Source organism: Klebsiella sp. 141153, assembly GCF_032601995.1.
GTDB classification, from domain to species: domain Bacteria; phylum Pseudomonadota; class Gammaproteobacteria; order Enterobacterales; family Enterobacteriaceae; genus Klebsiella; species Klebsiella aerogenes.
This window is the reverse complement of the sequence record NZ_JAQIRJ010000015.1, coordinates 20,989-39,245: the sequence shown is the minus strand read 5'-3', so window position 1 is coordinate 39,245 and position 18,257 is coordinate 20,989. Positions and strand designations below refer to the sequence as shown.

General features: G+C 55.8%; 19 protein-coding genes and 1 pseudogene. 9 read left to right on the top strand and 11 right to left on the bottom strand.

Annotation, left to right across the window (positions count from 1 at the left end; translation table 11 throughout):
- Positions 1 to 21 precede the first annotated feature (21 nt).
- On the top strand, positions 22 to 1,170 hold the full coding sequence (gene fucO, locus PGS10_RS23090; protein WP_047045462.1) for a lactaldehyde reductase: 1,149 nt from the start codon (positions 22 to 24) through the stop codon (positions 1,168 to 1,170).
- The gene (rhaM, locus tag PGS10_RS23085; RefSeq protein WP_047045465.1) at positions 1,167 to 1,481 is read left to right on the top strand and encodes an L-rhamnose mutarotase; all 315 of its coding nucleotides are present in this window, start codon (positions 1,167 to 1,169) and stop codon (positions 1,479 to 1,481) included. The genes fucO and rhaM overlap by 4 nt, the downstream gene beginning before the upstream one ends.
- A gap of 45 nt (positions 1,482 to 1,526) precedes the next feature.
- On the opposite strand, the gene PGS10_RS23080 is transcribed toward rhaM, so the two are convergent.
- From PGS10_RS23080 to PGS10_RS23060, 5 genes are all read right to left on the bottom strand, one after another.
- Positions 1,527 to 2,798, bottom strand: coding sequence for an MFS transporter (locus PGS10_RS23080; protein WP_045395280.1), 1,272 nt, complete (start codon positions 2,796 to 2,798; stop codon positions 1,527 to 1,529).
- On the bottom strand, positions 2,795 to 3,286 hold the full coding sequence (locus tag PGS10_RS23075; RefSeq protein WP_047041910.1) for a YhcH/YjgK/YiaL family protein: 492 nt from the start codon (positions 3,284 to 3,286) through the stop codon (positions 2,795 to 2,797). Before PGS10_RS23075 ends, PGS10_RS23080 begins: the two co-directional genes overlap by 4 nt.
- Before the next feature lie 13 nt (positions 3,287 to 3,299).
- Positions 3,300 to 4,223 (bottom strand): dihydrodipicolinate synthase family protein, encoded by a 924-nt coding sequence (locus tag PGS10_RS23070; RefSeq protein ID WP_032712972.1) that lies wholly within the window; start codon positions 4,221 to 4,223, stop codon positions 3,300 to 3,302.
- 15 nt (positions 4,224 to 4,238) lie between these two features.
- Positions 4,239 to 5,450, bottom strand: a complete 1,212-nt coding sequence (locus PGS10_RS23065) for a PfkB family carbohydrate kinase (protein ID WP_032712973.1) — start codon at positions 5,448 to 5,450, stop codon at positions 4,239 to 4,241.
- 200 nt (positions 5,451 to 5,650) lie between these two features.
- Positions 5,651 to 6,199, bottom strand: coding sequence for a helix-turn-helix domain-containing protein (locus PGS10_RS23060; RefSeq protein ID WP_015368954.1), 549 nt, complete (start codon positions 6,197 to 6,199; stop codon positions 5,651 to 5,653).
- Between the two features lie 100 nt (positions 6,200 to 6,299).
- Here PGS10_RS23060 and PGS10_RS23055 point away from each other — a divergent pair, with 100 nt between their 5' ends.
- Positions 6,300 to 6,959 (top strand): AzlC family ABC transporter permease, encoded by a 660-nt coding sequence (locus tag PGS10_RS23055; protein WP_045395274.1) that lies wholly within the window; start codon positions 6,300 to 6,302, stop codon positions 6,957 to 6,959.
- Positions 6,959 to 7,282: an AzlD domain-containing protein gene (locus PGS10_RS23050; RefSeq protein WP_045395272.1), complete on the top strand. Its 324-nt coding sequence runs from the start codon at positions 6,959 to 6,961 to the stop codon at positions 7,280 to 7,282. The genes PGS10_RS23055 and PGS10_RS23050 overlap by 1 nt, the downstream gene beginning before the upstream one ends.
- A gap of 44 nt (positions 7,283 to 7,326) precedes the next feature.
- Here the strand turns inward: PGS10_RS23050 and PGS10_RS23045 are convergent, their stop codons facing one another.
- A complete protein-coding gene (locus PGS10_RS23045; RefSeq protein WP_015368957.1) occupies positions 7,327 to 7,539 on the bottom strand; it encodes a YdgH/BhsA/McbA-like domain containing protein in 213 nt (70 codons plus the stop codon).
- Positions 7,540 to 7,667: 128 nt separating this feature from the next.
- A complete protein-coding gene (fdhD, locus tag PGS10_RS23040; RefSeq protein ID WP_316423560.1) occupies positions 7,668 to 8,504 on the bottom strand; it encodes a formate dehydrogenase accessory sulfurtransferase FdhD in 837 nt (278 codons plus the stop codon).
- A gap of 156 nt (positions 8,505 to 8,660) precedes the next feature.
- Between fdhD and fdnG the strand changes: the two genes are divergently transcribed.
- The 5 genes and pseudogenes from fdnG (at position 8,661) to PGS10_RS23015 (ending at position 15,346) form a co-directional block, all read left to right on the top strand.
- Positions 8,661 to 11,711 (top strand): formate dehydrogenase-N subunit alpha, encoded by a 3,051-nt coding sequence (fdnG, locus tag PGS10_RS23035; protein WP_113771572.1) that lies wholly within the window; start codon positions 8,661 to 8,663, stop codon positions 11,709 to 11,711.
- A gap of 12 nt (positions 11,712 to 11,723) precedes the next feature.
- Positions 11,724 to 12,626, top strand: a complete 903-nt coding sequence (gene fdxH, locus PGS10_RS23030; protein ID WP_316423559.1) for a formate dehydrogenase subunit beta — start codon at positions 11,724 to 11,726, stop codon at positions 12,624 to 12,626.
- Complete coding sequence (gene fdoI / locus PGS10_RS23025) at positions 12,623 to 13,249, top strand: formate dehydrogenase cytochrome b556 subunit (RefSeq protein ID WP_063414118.1); 627 nt, start codon at positions 12,623 to 12,625, stop codon at positions 13,247 to 13,249. Before fdxH ends, fdoI begins: the two co-directional genes overlap by 4 nt.
- A 5-nt stretch (positions 13,250 to 13,254) precedes the next feature.
- The gene (fdhE, locus tag PGS10_RS23020; RefSeq protein ID WP_015368963.1) at positions 13,255 to 14,184 is read left to right on the top strand and encodes a formate dehydrogenase accessory protein FdhE; all 930 of its coding nucleotides are present in this window, start codon (positions 13,255 to 13,257) and stop codon (positions 14,182 to 14,184) included.
- A 248-nt stretch (positions 14,185 to 14,432) separates the two neighbouring features.
- A pseudogene (locus PGS10_RS23015) lies at positions 14,433 to 15,346 on the top strand (alpha/beta hydrolase).
- 16 nt (positions 15,347 to 15,362) lie between these two features.
- On the opposite strand, the gene fabY reads toward PGS10_RS23015, so the two are convergent.
- The 4 genes from fabY to yihX are packed head-to-tail and all read right to left on the bottom strand — an operon-like array spanning position 15,363 to position 18,236.
- Positions 15,363 to 16,304, bottom strand: coding sequence for a fatty acid biosynthesis protein FabY (gene fabY / locus PGS10_RS23010; protein ID WP_015368966.1), 942 nt, complete (start codon positions 16,302 to 16,304; stop codon positions 15,363 to 15,365).
- A gap of 44 nt (positions 16,305 to 16,348) precedes the next feature.
- Positions 16,349 to 16,786, bottom strand: coding sequence for a D-aminoacyl-tRNA deacylase (gene dtd, locus PGS10_RS23005; RefSeq protein WP_015368967.1), 438 nt, complete (start codon positions 16,784 to 16,786; stop codon positions 16,349 to 16,351).
- A complete protein-coding gene (locus tag PGS10_RS23000; RefSeq protein WP_015368968.1) occupies positions 16,783 to 17,643 on the bottom strand; it encodes a virulence factor BrkB family protein in 861 nt (286 codons plus the stop codon). The genes dtd and PGS10_RS23000 overlap by 4 nt, the downstream gene beginning before the upstream one ends.
- A complete protein-coding gene (gene yihX, locus PGS10_RS22995) occupies positions 17,637 to 18,236 on the bottom strand; it encodes a glucose-1-phosphatase (RefSeq protein ID WP_047078390.1) in 600 nt (199 codons plus the stop codon). Before yihX ends, PGS10_RS23000 begins: the two co-directional genes overlap by 7 nt.
- Positions 18,237 to 18,257 lie beyond the last annotated feature (21 nt).

Sequence of the window (18,257 nt, the reverse complement as noted above, 5' to 3'; positions counted from 1 at the left end):
CGCCTTGTAAGGAGAATCATCATGAGCTTTATGTTGGCACTACCGAAAATCAGCCTGCATGGCGCGGGCGCGATCGGCGATATGGTAAACCTGGTCGCAGACAAGCAGTGGGGAAAAGCGCTGATTGTCACCGACGGGCATCTGGTGGAAATGGGCCTGCTCGATAGCCTGTTTCAGGCGCTGGAAGCGCATCAACTGTCTTATCATCTGTTCGATAAGGTCTTTCCGAACCCAACCGAGGCGCTGGTTCAGCAAGGTATCGCCGCATTCCGTGCGGCGCAGTGTGACTATATCATCGCCTTTGGCGGCGGCAGCCCGATCGATACCGCTAAGGCGGTGAAAATCCTCAGCGCCAACCCGGCGCCATCGACGGCCTATTCCGGCGTGGGCAAAGTGAAAAATGCCGGCGTGCCGCTGGTGGCAATTAACACCACCGCCGGAACCGCCGCCGAAATGACCAGCAACGCGGTGATTATCGATAGCGAACGTCAGGTGAAAGAGGTCATCATCGACCCTAACATCATCCCGGATATTGCCGTCGACGACGCTAGCGTCATGCTGGATATTCCGCCGTCGGTTACCGCCGCGACCGGTATGGATGCGTTAACTCATGCCATTGAGGCGTTTGTCTCCGTCGGCGCCCATCCGCTGACCGACGCCAACGCGCTGGAAGCGATTCGCTTAATTCACCAGTGGCTGCCGCTGGCCGTTGATAACGGGCACAATCTGCAGGCACGCGAGCAGATGGCATACGGTCAGTATCTGGCAGGCATGGCGTTCAACAGCGCAGGTCTTGGTCTGGTGCACGCGCTGGCGCACCAGCCGGGCGCGACCCACAATCTGCCGCACGGCGTTTGTAATGCCATCCTGCTGCCGATCATCGAAAACTTTAACCGCCCGAACGCGGTAGCGCGTTTTGCCCGCATCGCCCAGGCGATGGGCGTCGATACGGGTGGTATGAGCGACGAAACCGCCAGCATGGCGGCGATTAATGCGATTCGCGCGTTGAGCAAACGAGTCGGTATTCCTGAAGGCTTTAGCCAGCTTGGCGTCAGTAAGGCCGATATTGAAGGCTGGCTGGATAAAGCGCTGGCCGACCCCTGCGCGCCCTGTAACCCGCGTAGCGCCAGCCGCGACGAGGTGCGCGAGTTATACCTGGAGGCGTTATGATCCGCAAAGCCTTCGTGATGCAGGTTAATCCCGACGCCCACGAGGAGTATGAGCGCCGTCATAATCCCATCTGGCCGGAACTGGAAGCGACGCTGAAAGCGCATGGCGCCCACCACTATGCGATCTATCTCGATAAACAGCGCCATCTGCTATTCGCCACAGTGGAAATTGAATCGGAAGCCCGCTGGAATGCGGTGGCGGAAACCGAGGTCTGCCAACGCTGGTGGCGCTATATGCGCGAGGTGATGCCGACGAATCCGGATAACAGCCCGCTAAGCGCTGAACTGAGTGAAGTGTTTTACCTTGCGTAATAAAGAAAACGCCTGAGCAATCAGGCGTTTTTGGTATCAGAGGGATTAGGCATTTTTGCGCACAAAGAAACCGTAGCAGCAGGCCCCCATAAACAGCAGTATCCCGCCGAGAATAAATACGTTGGTAAAGTGCCCGGTAGCATCAAGAATAATGCCGGTGATAATCGGCGCCAGCGCCGCGCCGAGAAAGCCGCCAAAGTTCTGGATAGCACCCAATGAGGCGACCTGTTCTTTCGGCGCCATATCGGTCGCTAACGTCCAGATCACGCCGGAAGGCATTTGTGAACAGAAGTAGCCCAGCGTCAGTAGCGCGATCGCAACGCCGCTATTATCAACAAACGGAATCGGCATCACGAAGCAGGCCGCCAGCGCGGCGCCCGCCACAATCGGCACTTTACGCGCGGTAACAGCGTTCATTCCTCTACGCACCAGTCTGTCAGAAAGCATCCCGCCGCACAGCACGCCGATAATACCGGCAAAGAAAGGTATCGAGGCGATAAAACCGGTCTGCTTGAGGCTAAAGCCCAGCGAGGTTTCCAGATATCCCGGCAGCCATGTCAGATAAACCCAAATGGTAAACATGATGCAGAAGTTACCGGCAATCATGAACCAGGTGGTTTTCCGGCGAAACAGTTCTCCCCAGCTGACCTTCGGCTGCTCACCTTCGGGACGTATGACTTTCCCGGTATGTATCAGCATCGCCTCGCGCGCGTCCGGGTCGCGATAAAACTTAAGCCACGCCAGCAACAATGGCAGTCCGAGCAGGCCGACAACCATGAACATGCCGCGCCAGCCGATCCATAACAGCAAAATAGTCAGCACCGGAGGCGCTATCGCATTGGCGATTTGCGAACCGGTATTGATAATTGACGTTGGCAAACCGCGTTCTTTCTCCGCAAACCAGCTCTGGGTGATCTTGATACCGGAAGTGAAGAACGGTGACTCCGCCACGCCCAGCAGCATGCGCAAACCATAGAAGAAGCTATAGGTGTTCACGAAGCCCATTAAGAACGTCACCGCTGACCATAACCCCAGCGCGCCGCTGAACATTTTCTTCGCGCCAAAGCGGTCTACCAGCCAGCCGGCGGGTAAATTCGCCAGCGCATAGGGCCAGAGAAACGCTGACAATAACAGCCCCATTTCAGTACCAGAGAAGCCAAACTCCCTGGCGATGGTGGTGTTCGCGATACTCAGGTTGGCGCGATCGAGGTAATTGACCACCGCGGCCAGCAGCAGGATTAAAATAATGCCCCAACGTCGACGCGAGAGTTTCGGCGCCGCAATCGCTTCAGCCGCCGTTTGATTAAGCGAACTCATAAACCCTCCTCCAGCAAGGCGCGATCGATTTTCATCACTGCTTTACGGATATGTTGCCGCTCGCCATCGCGCGGATGGCAGCACGGACGATGGATGTCCTGGGGAAAGAAAATGGCGAACATGCCAGGCTTCAGGGTTATCTGCGTCTCCTCTTCTTCAACCTGCCAGAACAGGATGTCCTGCTGCGGCGTCCGATCCTCGGTAACGCAATGACTGCCGCTTTCAGCGCGGCTGACACCCATCCGCTCCTCGCCGGAAATCAGATACTGAATATCAATGAACTGCTTGTGCGACTCCGGCCGCGCCTGCGCGAAAGGCACGCTCTCCATCTCCTGTAGCAGGCAGAAAAGTTTCCCCGGGATCAGGTCGATTTTCCCCGGCGCGAAGCGCTGGAAATCCTGGCTGGCGATAAACGCCAGCGCCTGGCGGATCGCCGGATGAAACGCGGCCTGTTGCGCAGACCACGCCTGCAGACTCGATACGATCATAACGATCCCTCCCTTAGCCGGCGATCCGCTGCTGCCACAGTTCAGTCCCGGCGCGGATCTGGTCGAGGATCACCGTCAGCCCCCAGAATTTGCTCAGCACATCGTCTTTATTAACCCGGCAGGCATCGCTGTCGAAGGTCCCCAGCCGTTGATGGTAAATTTTGGCGTTTTTCGGGTAGCCCAGCGTTTCGGTTACCGCACCCAGCGACAGAAATATCGCCAGTTCATCGGCCAGCGCCCGCTGATTTTTGCCTTCCCGCCACAGCCAGCCGTACAGTTCGGGATGGAAGTTGGTGAACACGCCGCTGAAACCTTCGGCGCCCGCCAGCATCGCCGGCCAGGCAATCGCGGCATTGGCGTTAATGACCTTCAGCGGGGTTCCCTGCGCCAGACGCACGCGGCGCTCAACGGTTGGCAGATCGCAGCTCACATCTTTCAGCACCACGAAACGACCGCTGTTGGCGCACCAGGCGAACTCGTCGTCGCTAAGCAGGCGGCGATACGGCGCCGGGCACTCGTACAGCCCCAGCGGCATGGAAGAAGGCAAAGCCGCTAACAGCGATTGCAGGGTAGCGAAAAAGACTTCACTGCCCTCATTACGCGGATCGAGATGATTAGTGACCAGCACCAGCGCATCAATGCCGGTCTGCGCCATTGCCAGCAACTCCTCTTTTTGCGCCGCCAGATCATCGCTGATATGGCCCGAGGCAATGACTGGAATGCGTCCCGCCACGCGTTGCACCACGAAACGCGCCAGCTCGACACGCTCCTGTAGGCTGAGATATTGCATTTCGCTGGACTGGCAGACGGCAAAAAGCGCATCCACGCCCTTTGCCAGATACCAATCAATCAGCTTCGCCAGCGCTGGATAATCAATCTGGTCGTCAGCGGTAAAAGGGGTCAGCATGACGGGTACAACACCGTTAATCGTTTTCATCTTATTTTTCCTGGATTAGAGGGTACGGAGTCGGGCACTTGCCTGCGCAAAGTCAGGCATGTTGGAAGCCCCCTCCAGCTCGACGGCCAGAGAGGCGAAAGCAGAGGCCCAGGTCGCGGCCTGAACCAGGGTGTTGCCGGCAGCCAGCGAGGCGGCGAGCGCGCCATTAAACGCATCGCCAGCGCCGGTGGTATCGACGGTGACCGCCGGAAAGGCGCGAATTTGGCTAAACTGGCGATTATCCAGCAGCAGCGCTCCGCGCGACCCCATGGTAATCAGAACTTTCTTTACACCTAATTCAGCGATGCGCAGCGCGGCTTCTTTGGCAGTATCAACATCGTGAATGTCGATACCGGATAATAATGAAGCCTCGGTTTCATTCGGTGTAATCACATCGATATAAGGGATGCTTTTGATTATTTCCGCCGAGTATGGCGCCGGATTGAGAATGACTGTCTTACCGAGTTCCCTGGCGATTTTTATTAGCGAATGGGTGGCGTCAAAATTATTCTCAAGCTGAACAAGTAAAACGTCGGAGGCGGACAACTCTGGAATAATCGCCTCAATCTCATTATGCGTTATTGTAGTATTGGCGCCAGAGTAAATAGCAATCATATTTTCGCCATTTTCCTGCGAAACATAAATAATGGCATTGCCGGTAGGTTCGCTCTCAGATTGATAAAGCGTATAGGAGTGTATTTCTGAACGAGTGAGATGATCGGCCGCCAGGTGGCTAAACTGATCCTTGCCCACCTTAGCGACAAAATGGACCTGCGCGCCGGCTTTACTGGCCGCCGTCGCCTGATTCGCCCCCTTGCCACCGGGCCCAAGGCTGCTGGCGAGCGCCAGTAGCGATTCTCCGCCGCGCGGAAAACGCTCCACTCGAGCCACGATATCCACATTAAATGAGCCGAATACACACACTTTGCCGTTCATCGATTTTCCTTTCTGCTGACCGCTCGCCGTAGGTTTCCGATGGTTAATCGGCTGCAGCAGCACGCCGAAACTATCACCGGTTTCAGAAATAAGTTCAGCCTTTAAATTGTGCCGGGAAATAATCGCCCCGCCATAACAACGTTGCACCAACCCCATTTCTGCAAGAATATTTAAATCACTGCGAATGGTTTCTTTTGAAACACTAAAATAAGCAGCAAAATAATTAACAAAACCACGCTCATGATCGTTTAAATATTTCAGGATATGCTTTCTACGTTCTTCTAAAAACATAATAGGCCCCAATGTCACGAATTAAGTATACGAACCCCTTCCGGAAGGAAGAGTGACATCAATCCCATGTTTTCAGGCAAAACGGAAGGAAACAAAAATGGAAAAACAATGAAGAAATTGAGTGAATAAATAATTCACTCAATCATTAATGGGAAATGAAATAATCTTCTGCGCATCAGAATAAAATGCGCAGATTCTGACTAATTTTGCTCTGCCACCAGCAGCGCCTGGGTATCCGGCTCCAGCGCCTGAAAGAGGTGTTCCCGATCGGCCGGGTAGCAGATGTAATCCCCTTCTCCCAGCTCTTCCGGCGCTTCGGTAAGACCAACGCGCGCGCGCCCCTGAGTGATAATAATATGTTCGACCGACCCGGGCGGGTGCGGGTGCGAGATCCGATCGGCGCCGGGCTGCGTCAACAGCAGATAGATGTCGCGACGCGCGCCGGGGGGACAAGCCGCCAGCAAAATGGCCTGATAGTTGGCCTGCTCAGCAACCACTTTGGTGCCTTCGCCGCGGCGAATCACCTGGGTCTGGTTGGCCTGCGGCTCCAGTAAGCGGGCGAAGGGAATGTCCAGCGCCACGCACAGCGCCCACAATGTTTCCAGGCTAGGGTTGCCATTGCCGGATTCCAGCTGTGACAGGGTCGATTTGGCTATCCCGGCGCGGCGCGCCACCTCCGCCAGTGAGAGCCCGGTGCGCGAGCGCTCGCGCGTCAGGCTTTTAGCAATTACGCTGATGGGCTGTGTCATACACCGCTCCTCGTATTTTATATCGAACGAATCGTTCGTCTTGAAAAACCATTCTGTTGCGTTCATTATAATGGAAATTCGTTCGATATGGCTAAAGCGTATGCGTTACAAATTTTCCTGTCTCAGTGGAGACACCATTAAAGCAATCATTCTGGTATGCCTGGCGGTCGGCGTGGTTGGCATGTCTTACGGTTCATTAGCGATGGCTTACGGTTTTCCACTGTGGGTGCCGTTTGTCCTTTCCATTACGGTGCTGGCCGGCGCCTCTGAGTTTATGTTTATCGGTATTGTCGCCAGCGGCGGTAACCCGCTCGCCGCGGCGGCGGCAGGTTTACTGGTGAACGCCCGCCACGTTCCTTTTGGCGTCACCGTGCGCGATCTGGTCGGCGCCCGCGCCGCCAGCCTGCTCGGCTGCCATATTATGAATGATGAGAGCGTGGTGTTCGGCCTGTCGCAGAAAACCCCGGAGCAGCGTAAAGCCGCCTACTGGCTCTGCGGGCTGGGCGTGGCGCTCATCTGGCCGCTCGGTACCCTGCTGGGCGCCGGCGTCGGTAAATTATTACCCGCACCGGAAACCATCGGCCTGGATGCGGTATTCCCGGCTATCCTGCTGGCGCTGGTGGTACCGGCTTTTAAAAAACGTACCACACTGATTCGTGCCTGTAGCGGCGCGGTTATTTCGCTTGCCGCCGTGCCCTTCGCGCCGGTTGGATTACCGGTTCTGCTCTCATTGTTTGGTTTACTGGCGAGGAAAAAATAATGGCTAATATGACGCTGTTTATCGCCGGGATCGCGATTCTGTCGATCGGCACATATCTGATGCGTTTGGGCGGGGCAAAGCTTGGCAGCCGTTTAGCGTTTTCCGAGCGCTCGCAGGCGCTGCTTTCTGATGCCGCGACGGTATTGCTTTTTTCCGTGGCGCTGGCGACCACCTTTTATGAAAGCGAGCATTTTTCCGGCATGGCGCGGGTACTGGGTGTCGGTTTTGCCGTGTTCCTTGCCTGGCGCAAGATGCCGCTTATCGTGGTGATTATCGCCGCGGCGGTGGTGACGGCGCTGCTGCGCCTGGCGGGTATAAACTAAAAAAGCGCCCTGAGGCGCTCTTTCGACGGTAGTGGGTTGCCAGCTTATTTGTTCAGCTCAGCGGTCATATGCACGCGGTTACCGTTAAATGCTTCGGTAATGGTGTAAGAAGACGCGCCAGCAGCCTGCGCCTGAGCGGCGATTTTCGCTTCCGCGGCGTCCATAGTGGAAGCGGTGGCGGTCACGGATTGCGCGGCGAAAGAACCGAAAGAAGCGGCCAGAGCGATAACAGCGACAAAAGTTTTGATGCTTTTCATGATATAAACCCTTTCATTTAGTTGTTTGGATAAGGCGCCGTGCCTTGATGTGATAAATAATAGTCTTCACATCCCGTAACTAAAAGCGGAAGGATTTGCTGTCATCTTTCAAAAAAACTGACCAACAATTAACCTGCAATCAGGCGCTGCGGATGAGTATAAATCGTCGCTCTGCCTGGCCTGCAGAAGCCCACCAGCGTCAGATTACAACGCTCGGCGACTTCAACCGCCAGGGTCGTCGCCGCGGAAACGGCAAACAGAATTTCCACCCCACACATTGCGGCCTTCTGTACCATCTCATAACTGGCGCGGCTGGAGACTAAGGCCGCGCCCTGCTGCCAGCCCTCTCCTTCTTCACTACGGCGCCCCAGCAGTTTATCCAGCGCAACGTGACGGCCTACATCTTCATGCCCGCCCGCCAGTTCGCCATCAGGGCGCACCCACGCGGCGGCGTGTGTACAGCCGGTCAGGCGGCCGATTGGCTGAACCTCATTTAACTGTTTGAGCGCGCGATCGAGATGAGAGAGCGCAAAGGTCTGGCTGAAGGGCAGCGGCTCGACGGGCTTACCGATATCATTTAGCTGCTCGACGCCACATACTCCACAGCCGGTACGCCCGGCGAGCGCCCGGCGGCGCTCTTTCAGCCCCATAAACCGACGGCTGGAGAGTTCGATTTGCACTTCTACCCCGTTACAGGCCTGCACCACGTCCATCCCGTAGATCTCTTGTCGACTTTGAATAATCCCTTCCGACAGGGAAAAACCGACGGCGAAATGTTCCAGGTCACGTGGCGTCGCCATCATGACAACGTGCGAGATGCCGTTATAGACCAGAGCGACGGGTACCTCTTCAGCTACCTCGTCTGGCTGAGAATGTTGTAAATCCTCGCGTTTCCAGAGGGTAATCTGGCGATAACCTGTGACATCTGTCACATTTTTGATTTGTTCAGGAAGGTTCTTATTCACTTTCATTTAACCGTATTGGAACAGGCATACACACAATGTGGTATTCTGTTTTATATCCCTCCAGGACCGAGGGAAATTAACTCAATTCTGAACCTTTGCGGCCTTCACCGCAAAGTAAATAACTACATGTGACAATGTCGAAACAAGGAGCGAACCATGCAGGTCAGCAGAAGGCAGTTCTTTAAGATCTGCGCTGGCGGTATGGCAGGCACGACGGCAGCAGCGCTGGGCTTTGCCCCGGCTACTGCGCTCGCGGAAACCCGGCAGTATAAACTGCTGCGTACTCGCGAAACCCGCAACACCTGTACGTACTGTTCCGTTGGCTGCGGGCTATTGATGTATAGCCTCGGCGACGGTGCGAAAAACGCCAAAGCATCCATTTTTCATATCGAAGGCGATCCGGACCATCCGGTAAACCGTGGTGCGCTCTGCCCGAAAGGGGCCGGTCTGGTGGACTTTATCCATTCTGAAAGCCGCCTGAAATTCCCGGAATATCGTGCGCCAGGTTCTGATAAATGGCAACAAATCAGCTGGGACGAAGCGTTCGATCGCATCGCGAAGCTGATGAAAGAAGACCGTGACGCCAACTTTATCGCCCAAAACAGCGCCGGCACCACCGTTAACCGTTGGCTGACCACCGGTATGCTGTGCGCCTCCGCTTCCAGTAACGAAACCGGCTATTTAACGCAGAAATTCACCCGCGCCCTCGGGATGCTGGCGGTGGATAACCAGGCGCGTGTCTGACACGGACCAACGGTAGCAAGTCTTGCTCCAACATTTGGTCGCGGTGCGATGACCAACCACTGGGTTGATATTAAAAACGCCAACCTGATCGTGGTGATGGGCGGTAACGCCGCAGAAGCGCATCCGGTGGGGTTCCGCTGGGCGATGGAAGCCAAAATTCATAACGGCGCCAAGCTCATCGTTATCGATCCGCGCTTTACGCGTACGGCGTCGGTGGCTGATTTCTATACCCCGATTCGTTCCGGTACCGACATAACCTTCCTGTCGGGCGTCATCCTGTATCTGCTGAATAACGAAAAATTCAACCGTGAATACACCGAAGCCTATACCAACGCCAGCCTGATCGTGCGTGAGGACTACAGCTTTGATGATGGTCTGTTCAGCGGCTACGATGCCGAAAAACGCCAGTATGACAAAACCAGCTGGAACTACGAGCTGGATGAAAACGGCTTCGCCAAACGCGATACCACGCTACAGCATCCACGCTGCGTCTGGAATCTGCTAAAACAGCACGTTTCCCGCTATACGCCGGATGTGGTTGAAAACATCTGTGGTACGCCGAAGGCCGATTTCCTTAAAGTTTGCGAATATATTGCAGAAACCAGCGCGCACGATAAAACCGCGTCGTTCCTGTATGCCCTCGGCTGGACCCAGCACTCCATCGGCGCGCAGAACATTCGCACCATGGCGATGATCCAGCTGCTGCTTGGCAACATGGGGATGGCAGGCGGCGGCGTCAATGCCCTGCGCGGTCACTCCAACATCCAGGGTCTGACCGACCTCGGCCTGCTCTCAACCAGCCTGCCGGGATACATGTCGCTGCCTAATGAAAAACAGGCCGACCTGCAGACCTACCTGAGCGCCAACACGCCGAAACCGCTGTTGAAAGACCAGGTGAACTACTGGGGCAACTATCCGAAGTTCTTCGTCTCCATGATGAAAGCCTTCTTCGGCGATAAAGCTACGGCCGAGAATAGCTGGGGCTTTGACTGGTTGCCGAAGTGGGATAAGAGCTACGACGTCCTGCAGTATTTCGAGATGATGAATCAGGGCAAAGTGAATGGCTATATTTGCCAGGGCTTTAACCCGGTCGCCTCGTTCCCGAACAAAAACAAGGTAGTGGCTTCCCTGTCGAAGCTGAAGTTCCTTGTAACCATCGACCCGCTCAACACCGAAACGTCCACCTTCTGGCAAAACCACGGTGAGTCCAACGATGTTGACCCGTCGAAAATCCAGACCGAAGTATTCCGTCTGCCGTCCACCTGCTTCGCCGAAGAAAACGGTTCTATCGTCAACTCCGGCCGCTGGCTGCAGTGGCACTGGAAAGGCGCGGACGCCCCGGGGATCGCCGTGACCGATGGCGAAATCCTCGCCGGTATCTTCTCGCGTCTGCGTAAGATGTATGCCGAAGAAGGCGGCCCGACGCCGGAGCCGGTGCTCAACATGACGTGGAACTACTCCACGCCGCACGAGCCAGCATCTGAAGAAGTGGCGATGGAAAGTAACGGTAAAGCGCTGGCGGATATTACCGATCCGGCAACCGGCGCGGTAATCGTTAAGAAAGGGCAGCAACTGAGCTCCTTTGCACAGCTACGCGATGACGGCACGACTTCCAGCGGCTGCTGGATCTTCGCCGGAAGCTGGACGCCGGAAGGCAACCAGATGGCGCGCCGCGATAACGCCGACCCGTCAGGCCTCGGCAATACGCTGGGCTGGGCCTGGGCATGGCCGCTAAACCGCCGCATTCTGTATAACCGCGCCTCCGCGGATCCGCAGGGTAAACCGTGGGATCCGAAGCGTCAGTTGCTGAAATGGGACGGCGCGAAATGGGGCGGTGTGGATATTCCGGATTACAGCGCCGCCGCCCCTGGTAGCGACGTCGGTCCGTTTATCATGCAGCCTGAAGGGATGGGGCGTCTGTTCGCTATCGATAAGATGGCTGAAGGGCCGTTCCCGGAACACTACGAACCGTTTGAAACGCCGCTGGGGACTAACCCGCTGCATCCAAACGTGGTCTCGAACCCGGCCGCTCGCGTCTTTAAAGGCGATCTCGAGCAGATGGGCAAGGCCGAAAAGTTCCCGTACGTCGGCACCACTTACCGCCTGACCGAGCACTTCCACTACTGGACCAAACACGCGCTGCTTAACGCCATCGCGCAGCCGGAACAGTTTGTGGAGATCGGTGAAAAACTGGCGAATAAGCTCGGCATCGGCCACGGCGATACCGTGAAGGTCTCCTCTAACCGCGGCTATATCAAAGCCAAGGCGGTGGTGACCAAGCGTATTCGTACGCTGCAGGTTCACGGTAAAGAGGTGGATACCATCGGTATTCCTATTCACTGGGGCTACGAAGGCGTGGCGAAAAAAGGCTTTATCGCCAATACGCTGACGCCGTTCGTCGGCGACGCCAACACGCAGACGCCGGAGTTTAAGGCCTTCCTCGTGAACGTGGAAAAGGTGTAACGGAGACGACTTATGGCTTATCAATCGCAAGATATTATTCGTCGTTCCGCGACTAACGGTTTCACTCCCGCGCCTCAGGCGCGGGACCACCAGCAGGAAGTGGCGAAGCTTATCGACGTTACCACCTGTATCGGCTGTAAAGCCTGCCAGGTGGCCTGTTCCGAATGGAACGACCTTCGTGACGAAGTGGGTAACAACGTCGGGGTGTATGACAACCCGGCGGACCTGACCGCCAAGTCATGGACGGTCATGCGCTTCTCGGAAGTGGAACAAAACGACAAGCTGGAATGGCTTATTCGTAAAGATGGCTGCATGCACTGCGCTGACCCGGGCTGCCTGAAGGCCTGTCCGTCAGAAGGCGCGATCATTCAGTACGCTAACGGCATCGTCGACTTCCAGTCTGAGCAGTGTATCGGCTGCGGCTACTGCATCGCAGGTTGCCCGTTCGATGTACCGCGCCTGAACCCGGAAGACAACCGCGTCTACAAATGTACGCTGTGCGTAGACCGCGTGACCGTCGGCCAGGAACCGGCCTGCGTGAAAACCTGTCCGACCGGCGCTATCCACTTTGGTTCGAAAGAGGATATGAAAACGCTGGCCGGCGAGCGCGTCGCAGAGCTGAAAACCCGCGGTTACGACAAGGCGGGCCTGTACGATCCGGCTGGCGTCGGCGGCACCCACGTGATGTACGTGTTGCACCATGCCGATAAATCGAATCTGTACCACGGTCTGCCGGAGAATCCGGAAATCAGCCAAACGGTGAAATTCTGGAAAGGTATCTGGAAACCGCTGGCGGCGGTCGGCTTTGCTGCGACCTTCGCAGCCAGCATCTTCCACTACGTCGGCGTCGGTCCAAACCGCGCAGATGAGGAAGAAGACAACCTGCATGAAGAGAAAGACGAGGTGCGCAAATGAGAAAACGTGACACCATCGTGCGCTACACGGCGCCGGAACGCATCAACCACTGGATAACCGCCTTCTGCTTTATTCTGGCGGCGATAAGCGGGTTAGGCTTTTTCTTCCCGTCGTTTAACTGGCTGATGCATATTCTCGGTACGCCGCAGCTGGCGCGTATTCTCCACCCGTTCGTCGGGGTGGTGATGTTCGCGTCGTTTATCATCATGTTTTTCCGTTACTGGCACCATAACCTAATCAATCGGGATGATATCTTTTGGGCGAAGAATATTCGTAAGATCGTCGTCAACGAGGAGGTAGGCGATACCGGGCGTTATAACTTCGGCCAGAAATGCGTATTCTGGGCGGCAATTATTTTCCTGGTGCTGCTGCTGGTAAGCGGCGTGATCATCTGGCGTCCGTACTTTGCGCCTGCATTCTCAATCCCGGTGATCCGATTCGCGCTGATGCTGCATTCTTTTGCCGCAGTCGCGTTAATTGTGGTTATCATGGTGCATATCTACGCCGCCCTCTGGGTGAAAGGCACCATTACCGCGATGGTGGAAGGCTGGGTTACCAAAACGTGGGCGAAGAAACATCACCCGCGCTGGTACCGTGAAGTCCGCCAGAAACAGGAAAAATAGACTGCATGAGTATTCGCATAATCCCGCAAGACGAGCTGGGTTCGAGCGAGAAACGCACGGCGGAAGCAATTCCGCCGCTACTGTTCCCCAGACTGAAGAATCTGTATAACCGCCGCGCGGAGCGCCTGCGCGAGCTGGCCGCCAATAACCCACTGGGCGATTACCTGCGCTTTGCCGCGCTGATCGCTCATGCGCAGGAAGTGGTGCTGTACGACCATCCGTTGCAGATGGATCTGACTGCCCGCATTAAAGAGGCCAACGATCAGGGCAAGCCGCCGCTGGATATTCACGTATTGCCGCGTGATAAACACTGGCACAAACTGCTGCATTCGCTGATCGCCGAGCTGAAACCGGAGATGAGCGGCCCGGCGCTGTCGGTTATCGAGAATCTGGAAAAAGCTTCCGGGCCGGAACTGGAAGAGATGGCCAGCGCGCTGTTTGCTTCCGATTTCGCCTCGGTCAGCAGCGACAAAGCGCCGTTTATCTGGGCCGCGCTGTCGCTGTACTGGGCGCAAATGGCCAGCCTGATCCCGGGGAAAGCGCGCGCCGAATACGGCGAGCATCGCCAGTTCTGCCCGGTTTGCGGCTCGATGCCGGTCTCCAGCATCGTGCAAATCGGCACCACTCAGGGGCTGCGCTATCTGCACTGCAACTTGTGTGAAACCGAATGGCATGTGGTGCGCGTAAAATGCAGCAACTGCGAACAGAGCCGCGACCTGCACTACTGGTCGCTGGATAACGAGCAGGCGGCGGTGAAAGCCGAAAGCTGCGGCGACTGCGGGAGCTACCTGAAGATTATGTATCAGGAGAAAGACCCGAAAGTCGAAGCCGTTGCCGACGATTTAGCCTCGCTGGTACTCGATGCTCGCATGGAACAGGAAGGCTTCGCCAGAAGCTCAATTAACCCGTTCATGTTCCCCGGCGAAGGGGAGTAAGTTCTGCGCTCCGTAACGGGCGACTCAGGTCGCTCGTTATCATTCATACGGCGTGACCACGCCGGAAATGCTCTCCTTATCCCGATCCTGCTTCTCCAGATATTGTTCAACAGAAGAAGCAGATCTTTGCTGAGAAATACGCTTTTGCGAGCCGCTTTCCACAATGCGATCGCGGCTTTATTCGGTATATCTTTTTCGCAAAAACCAGGCTATAACACTGGATATTAATCCAGTAAAAGGGACTTGCCATGACGTTGGAAAAAGGTATTGCTTCGCTGGTTGAGGAGTTTATTGCTGCGGGGCGGCCATCAGCACGAGAACAGAGTATTGATGACCGGAGAAACGGCTATCTCGCCAGCGCCGTTCTCGCAGGGGAAACGGAAACGCGTGTGCAGGTTGAAGACATCACGCTCGATGGCATAACCTTGCGCGTCGTCTCGCCGCCAAAAAGCAACGGCTTGCTACCCACCATGGTGTATTACCACGGCGGCTGTTTTGTGAGCGGCGGCTTTGCCACCCATGACAACCAATTGCGCCAGCTTGCCTGGTTCAGTGGGTGCCGGGTGATCGCCGTGCAGTATCGCCTGGCCCCGGAGTACCCTTTTCCGGCGGCGCACGATGATGCGGAACGAGGCGCCAACATTATCCATCGGTATGCGCGGCGGCTTGGCGTTGACGCCGCGCGCATCACGCTGGCCGGCGACAGCGCCGGCGGCCACCTCGCCCTGGTCACGGCTCTGCGCCTGAAAGCGGCGGGAGCATGGCAACCTGCGCAGCTTATCCTGATTTACCCTATGCTCGACGCTACCGCCAGCATGGCAAGCTACGCCAGCAACGGCGAGGATTACATCATTACCCGGGGTACGCTGCTTAGCGGCTACGAAATGTATTTAGCGGCCCCGCTACCCATCCGGAAGCCAGTCCGCTGTGGCGGGAAGATTTTAACGGGCTGCCGCCGGTTCATATCCTGACGGCCGAATTTGACCCTTTGCGCGATGAGGGAGAAGCGCTGTACCGGCGGCTAATAGCACAGGGGGTAGAAAGCACCTGCCAGCGCTATCTGGGCGTCATTCACGGTTTCTTTCAGTTAGGCGGGATAAGCCTCGCGGCAAGGCAGGCGATGCGCGATATCGCCTGGCGTACGCAAACGCCAGGCCAATAATAATGCCGGAGGCGGGTTACTCTTCCTCGTTCCCGCCCTCTTCATACGAACCAAACGGCTTCGCGGGCAATACGATATAGGTACCCTCAAAAACAGCGCCCAGCTTATCGTTACCGAACAGTTCGACCTGAAGCTGTACGCGAGCCTTGCGCCCTCGCGCCAGGCGATCGAGATCGCCGCTTAGCGAGCCCAAATCGGCCACCGCATTCGGGCGTCCGCTAATAGGCTTGCTGTAACGGATATGCGCATCGGCAAGGATAATCGTGCCGCCAAGGTGCCGCTCGCGCAGCATTAACCAAATAAGCCCCCAGCCGGTTAAGGTGGCGAGCGAAAACAGGCTGCCGGCAAACAACGTATGATGTGGATTCTGATTCCCCGCTTCGGGCATGGTGGTGATAAATTTTTGCCCGGTGTACTGCTGAATGCGCACGCCCATCTTTTCGCTCAGCGGAATGTGCTGATACCAGGCCTGCTGCAGCTGGCCGCACCAGTCACCGCGGTGCAGGATATCATCCAGTGAAGCAATGGGTTTAATCATCAAAAAGTGGCGAATCGGCGTGGTTGTCGGCGTGGTGATTTCTCCCTGGTTCACAAAGCCCAGCTTAGAGAAAAACTCCATCGCGTCTTCACGGGCGCTACAGGTCACCCGCTTCACCCCTTCCTGACGGGCGACTGACTCAAGGGTCATCGCCATAAGGGTGCCTAAACCTTTATCCTGAACGGAAGGATGAACGGCCATAAAACGGATCGAGGCTTCATTCTCCGCATTGATATACAGCCGACCGACGGCAACCAGATTGCCCTCTTCATCGACGACCATCTGGTGATGCGCCATGGCATCCCAGGCGTCGCGTTCCGACCCTTTAGGCTGATGCAGCGGCTTACGCAGCATCTCCCAGCGGAACTGATAATAGCTTTCTAACTCTTCTTCTGTTTGCGGTACACGAAGGTGATACATAGCTGTACTCTCTTTTGTTACCCGCAGCCTGCCCGGAAGCTGACTCATACCTGCAACCAAAAGGTCACGGGACCATCGTTTACCAGCGAGACCTGCATATCCGCAGCGAATCTCCCGGTCTGAGTATTCATCTCTTGCTGACGGCAGCGCTCAACAAAGTATTCATACAGCGCTTCCGCTCTGTCCGGCGCCGCGCCTTTGGAAAAACTCGGGCGCATGCCGCGCTCGGTATCGGCCGCCAGCGTAAATTGCGAAACCACCAGCACGCTGCCGCCCGCCTGCTGGACATTAAGATTCATTTTGCCTTCGGCGTCGCTGAAAATGCGATAGCCGAGCACCCGTTCACACAGACGATTGGCCTTCTGTTCGTCATCGTCTTTCTCGACGCCCAGCAGCACCAGCAATCCCGGACCGATTTCACCCGTCACTTCACCCTCCACGGTAACGCTTGCACGGGATACGCGTTGAATTAATGCAATCATGGTTGTTCTGTTTCTTCTTTTTTGAGTTTGCGGTATTCACCGAGAGTGACAGTTATTTCAGCGCCAAGCAAGACGATACACCAGGTCCAGTAAACCCAGACAAATAAAATGGGCACTACCGCTATCACGCCATAAATCAACTGGTATGACGGAAACATGGTGATATATAGAGCAAAAGCCTTTTTACCGGCTTCAAAAAGCAGTGCCGCCACCAGCGAACCGATTACCGCATCGCGATTGCGCACCTGGGTGGTGGGCACGATGCTATAAAGCATCCAGAACGCCGCCCACGATAAGATTAGCGGGAATATACGGAGTACATCGTCAATGACGCTATTGAGATCGCTGGCCCAGCGTAGTGAGAGAAGATAGGAACTGATTGCCAGACTGGCGCCGGCCAACAGCGGACCAAGAGTCAGGATCATCCAGTAGACCGCAAATGAATAGATTTTTGGCCGCGTCCGACTGCTGCGCCAGATGGTGTTCAACGCGCTATCAATCGAGTACATCAGGAGTAATGAGGTGACGATTAACCCGAAGGCACCGACGGCTGTCATCCTACTGGAGTTCGCCACAAACTGTTCGATATACCCCTGAATGACATCGCCGGTCGCCGGAATGAAGTTGGCAAAGATAAAATGGCGGATCTGCACGCTGACGTCGGAGAACATCGGGAAGGCGGCAAACAGGGCAAAAACCACGGCGATCAGCGGCACCAGCGCAAGTAAAGACACGTAGGCCAGATTCCCCGCCAACGTCGTCATGTTGTCTTCTTCAATTCGCCGCCACAGCAGCTTAAGCCAGGCCACCAGCGGCCTGGTATGGTATTTGGTTTTTTGATGAACGCTTTTTAGCATAGCTGCTTCGCAAAGTAATTGGGGATGGTCTCCTTACCCGTGACCAGAATACTGGTGATCCCCAACTGATTAGCCCCAGCTATATTATCGGCGTTATCGTCAAAAAAGACCGCTTCTTGCGGCGAAAATCCTTCTTCCTGCAGCACGCTTTGATAGATACGCGTTTCGGGTTTGCGCATCCCCATCTCTTGTGAGAGGTATACATGATCGGCGGCAGCACGCACTTGCGGATATTCACTTGGCCAGAAAGTGGTATGTAATCGGTTAGTGTTCGAGAGCACTACCACGCGATGCCCCTGGTCGCGAAGTTTTTGCATGATGTCGGTAACTTCTGGACGCAAGGCGACAAAAACGGCCTGCCAGCCGTGGGCGAACTGTTCATAGCTCAGCGGCATGTTCATTTCGTGGCACATCGCGGCGGCAAACTCTTCGTCGCTGATCTCCCCGCGTTCATGCTGGTGGAAGGCATCGCCCATGACAAAGTCTTGCTTTAGCGTCGCCAGCGGGATGCGGGTCAAATCGCTCCACGTTCCGAGCACCCGGTTGAAGTCAATGTCGACAATCACATTACCTAAATCAAAGATATAGAGCATTTTTGTCTCCTTCCGCGCCGT

Excerpts from the sequence above, each read along its gene's own strand:
- fucO (WP_047045462.1), top strand. The coding sequence starts at position 22 with ATGAGCTTTATGTTGGCACTACCGAAAATCAGCCTGCATGGCGCGGGC.
- rhaM (WP_047045465.1), top strand. The coding sequence starts at position 1,167 with ATGATCCGCAAAGCCTTCGTGATGCAGGTTAATCCCGACGCCCACGAG.
- PGS10_RS23080 (WP_045395280.1), bottom strand. The coding sequence starts at position 2,798 with ATGAGTTCGCTTAATCAAACGGCGGCTGAAGCGATTGCGGCGCCGAAA.
- PGS10_RS23075 (WP_047041910.1), bottom strand. The coding sequence starts at position 3,286 with ATGATCGTATCGAGTCTGCAGGCGTGGTCTGCGCAACAGGCCGCGTTT.
- PGS10_RS23070 (WP_032712972.1), bottom strand. The coding sequence starts at position 4,223 with ATGAAAACGATTAACGGTGTTGTACCCGTCATGCTGACCCCTTTTACC.
- PGS10_RS23065 (WP_032712973.1), bottom strand. The coding sequence starts at position 5,450 with ATGTTTTTAGAAGAACGTAGAAAGCATATCCTGAAATATTTAAACGAT.
- PGS10_RS23060 (WP_015368954.1), bottom strand. The coding sequence starts at position 6,199 with ATGACACAGCCCATCAGCGTAATTGCTAAAAGCCTGACGCGCGAGCGC.
- PGS10_RS23055 (WP_045395274.1), top strand. The coding sequence starts at position 6,300 with ATGCGTTACAAATTTTCCTGTCTCAGTGGAGACACCATTAAAGCAATC.
- PGS10_RS23050 (WP_045395272.1), top strand. The coding sequence starts at position 6,959 with ATGGCTAATATGACGCTGTTTATCGCCGGGATCGCGATTCTGTCGATC.
- PGS10_RS23045 (WP_015368957.1), bottom strand. The coding sequence starts at position 7,539 with ATGAAAAGCATCAAAACTTTTGTCGCTGTTATCGCTCTGGCCGCTTCT.
- fdxH (WP_316423559.1), top strand. The coding sequence starts at position 11,724 with ATGGCTTATCAATCGCAAGATATTATTCGTCGTTCCGCGACTAACGGT.
- fdoI (WP_063414118.1), top strand. The coding sequence starts at position 12,623 with ATGAGAAAACGTGACACCATCGTGCGCTACACGGCGCCGGAACGCATC.
- fdhE (WP_015368963.1), top strand. The coding sequence starts at position 13,255 with ATGAGTATTCGCATAATCCCGCAAGACGAGCTGGGTTCGAGCGAGAAA.
- fabY (WP_015368966.1), bottom strand. The coding sequence starts at position 16,304 with ATGTATCACCTTCGTGTACCGCAAACAGAAGAAGAGTTAGAAAGCTAT.
- dtd (WP_015368967.1), bottom strand. The coding sequence starts at position 16,786 with ATGATTGCATTAATTCAACGCGTATCCCGTGCAAGCGTTACCGTGGAG.
- PGS10_RS23000 (WP_015368968.1), bottom strand. The coding sequence starts at position 17,643 with ATGCTAAAAAGCGTTCATCAAAAAACCAAATACCATACCAGGCCGCTG.
- yihX (WP_047078390.1), bottom strand. The coding sequence starts at position 18,236 with ATGCTCTATATCTTTGATTTAGGTAATGTGATTGTCGACATTGACTTC.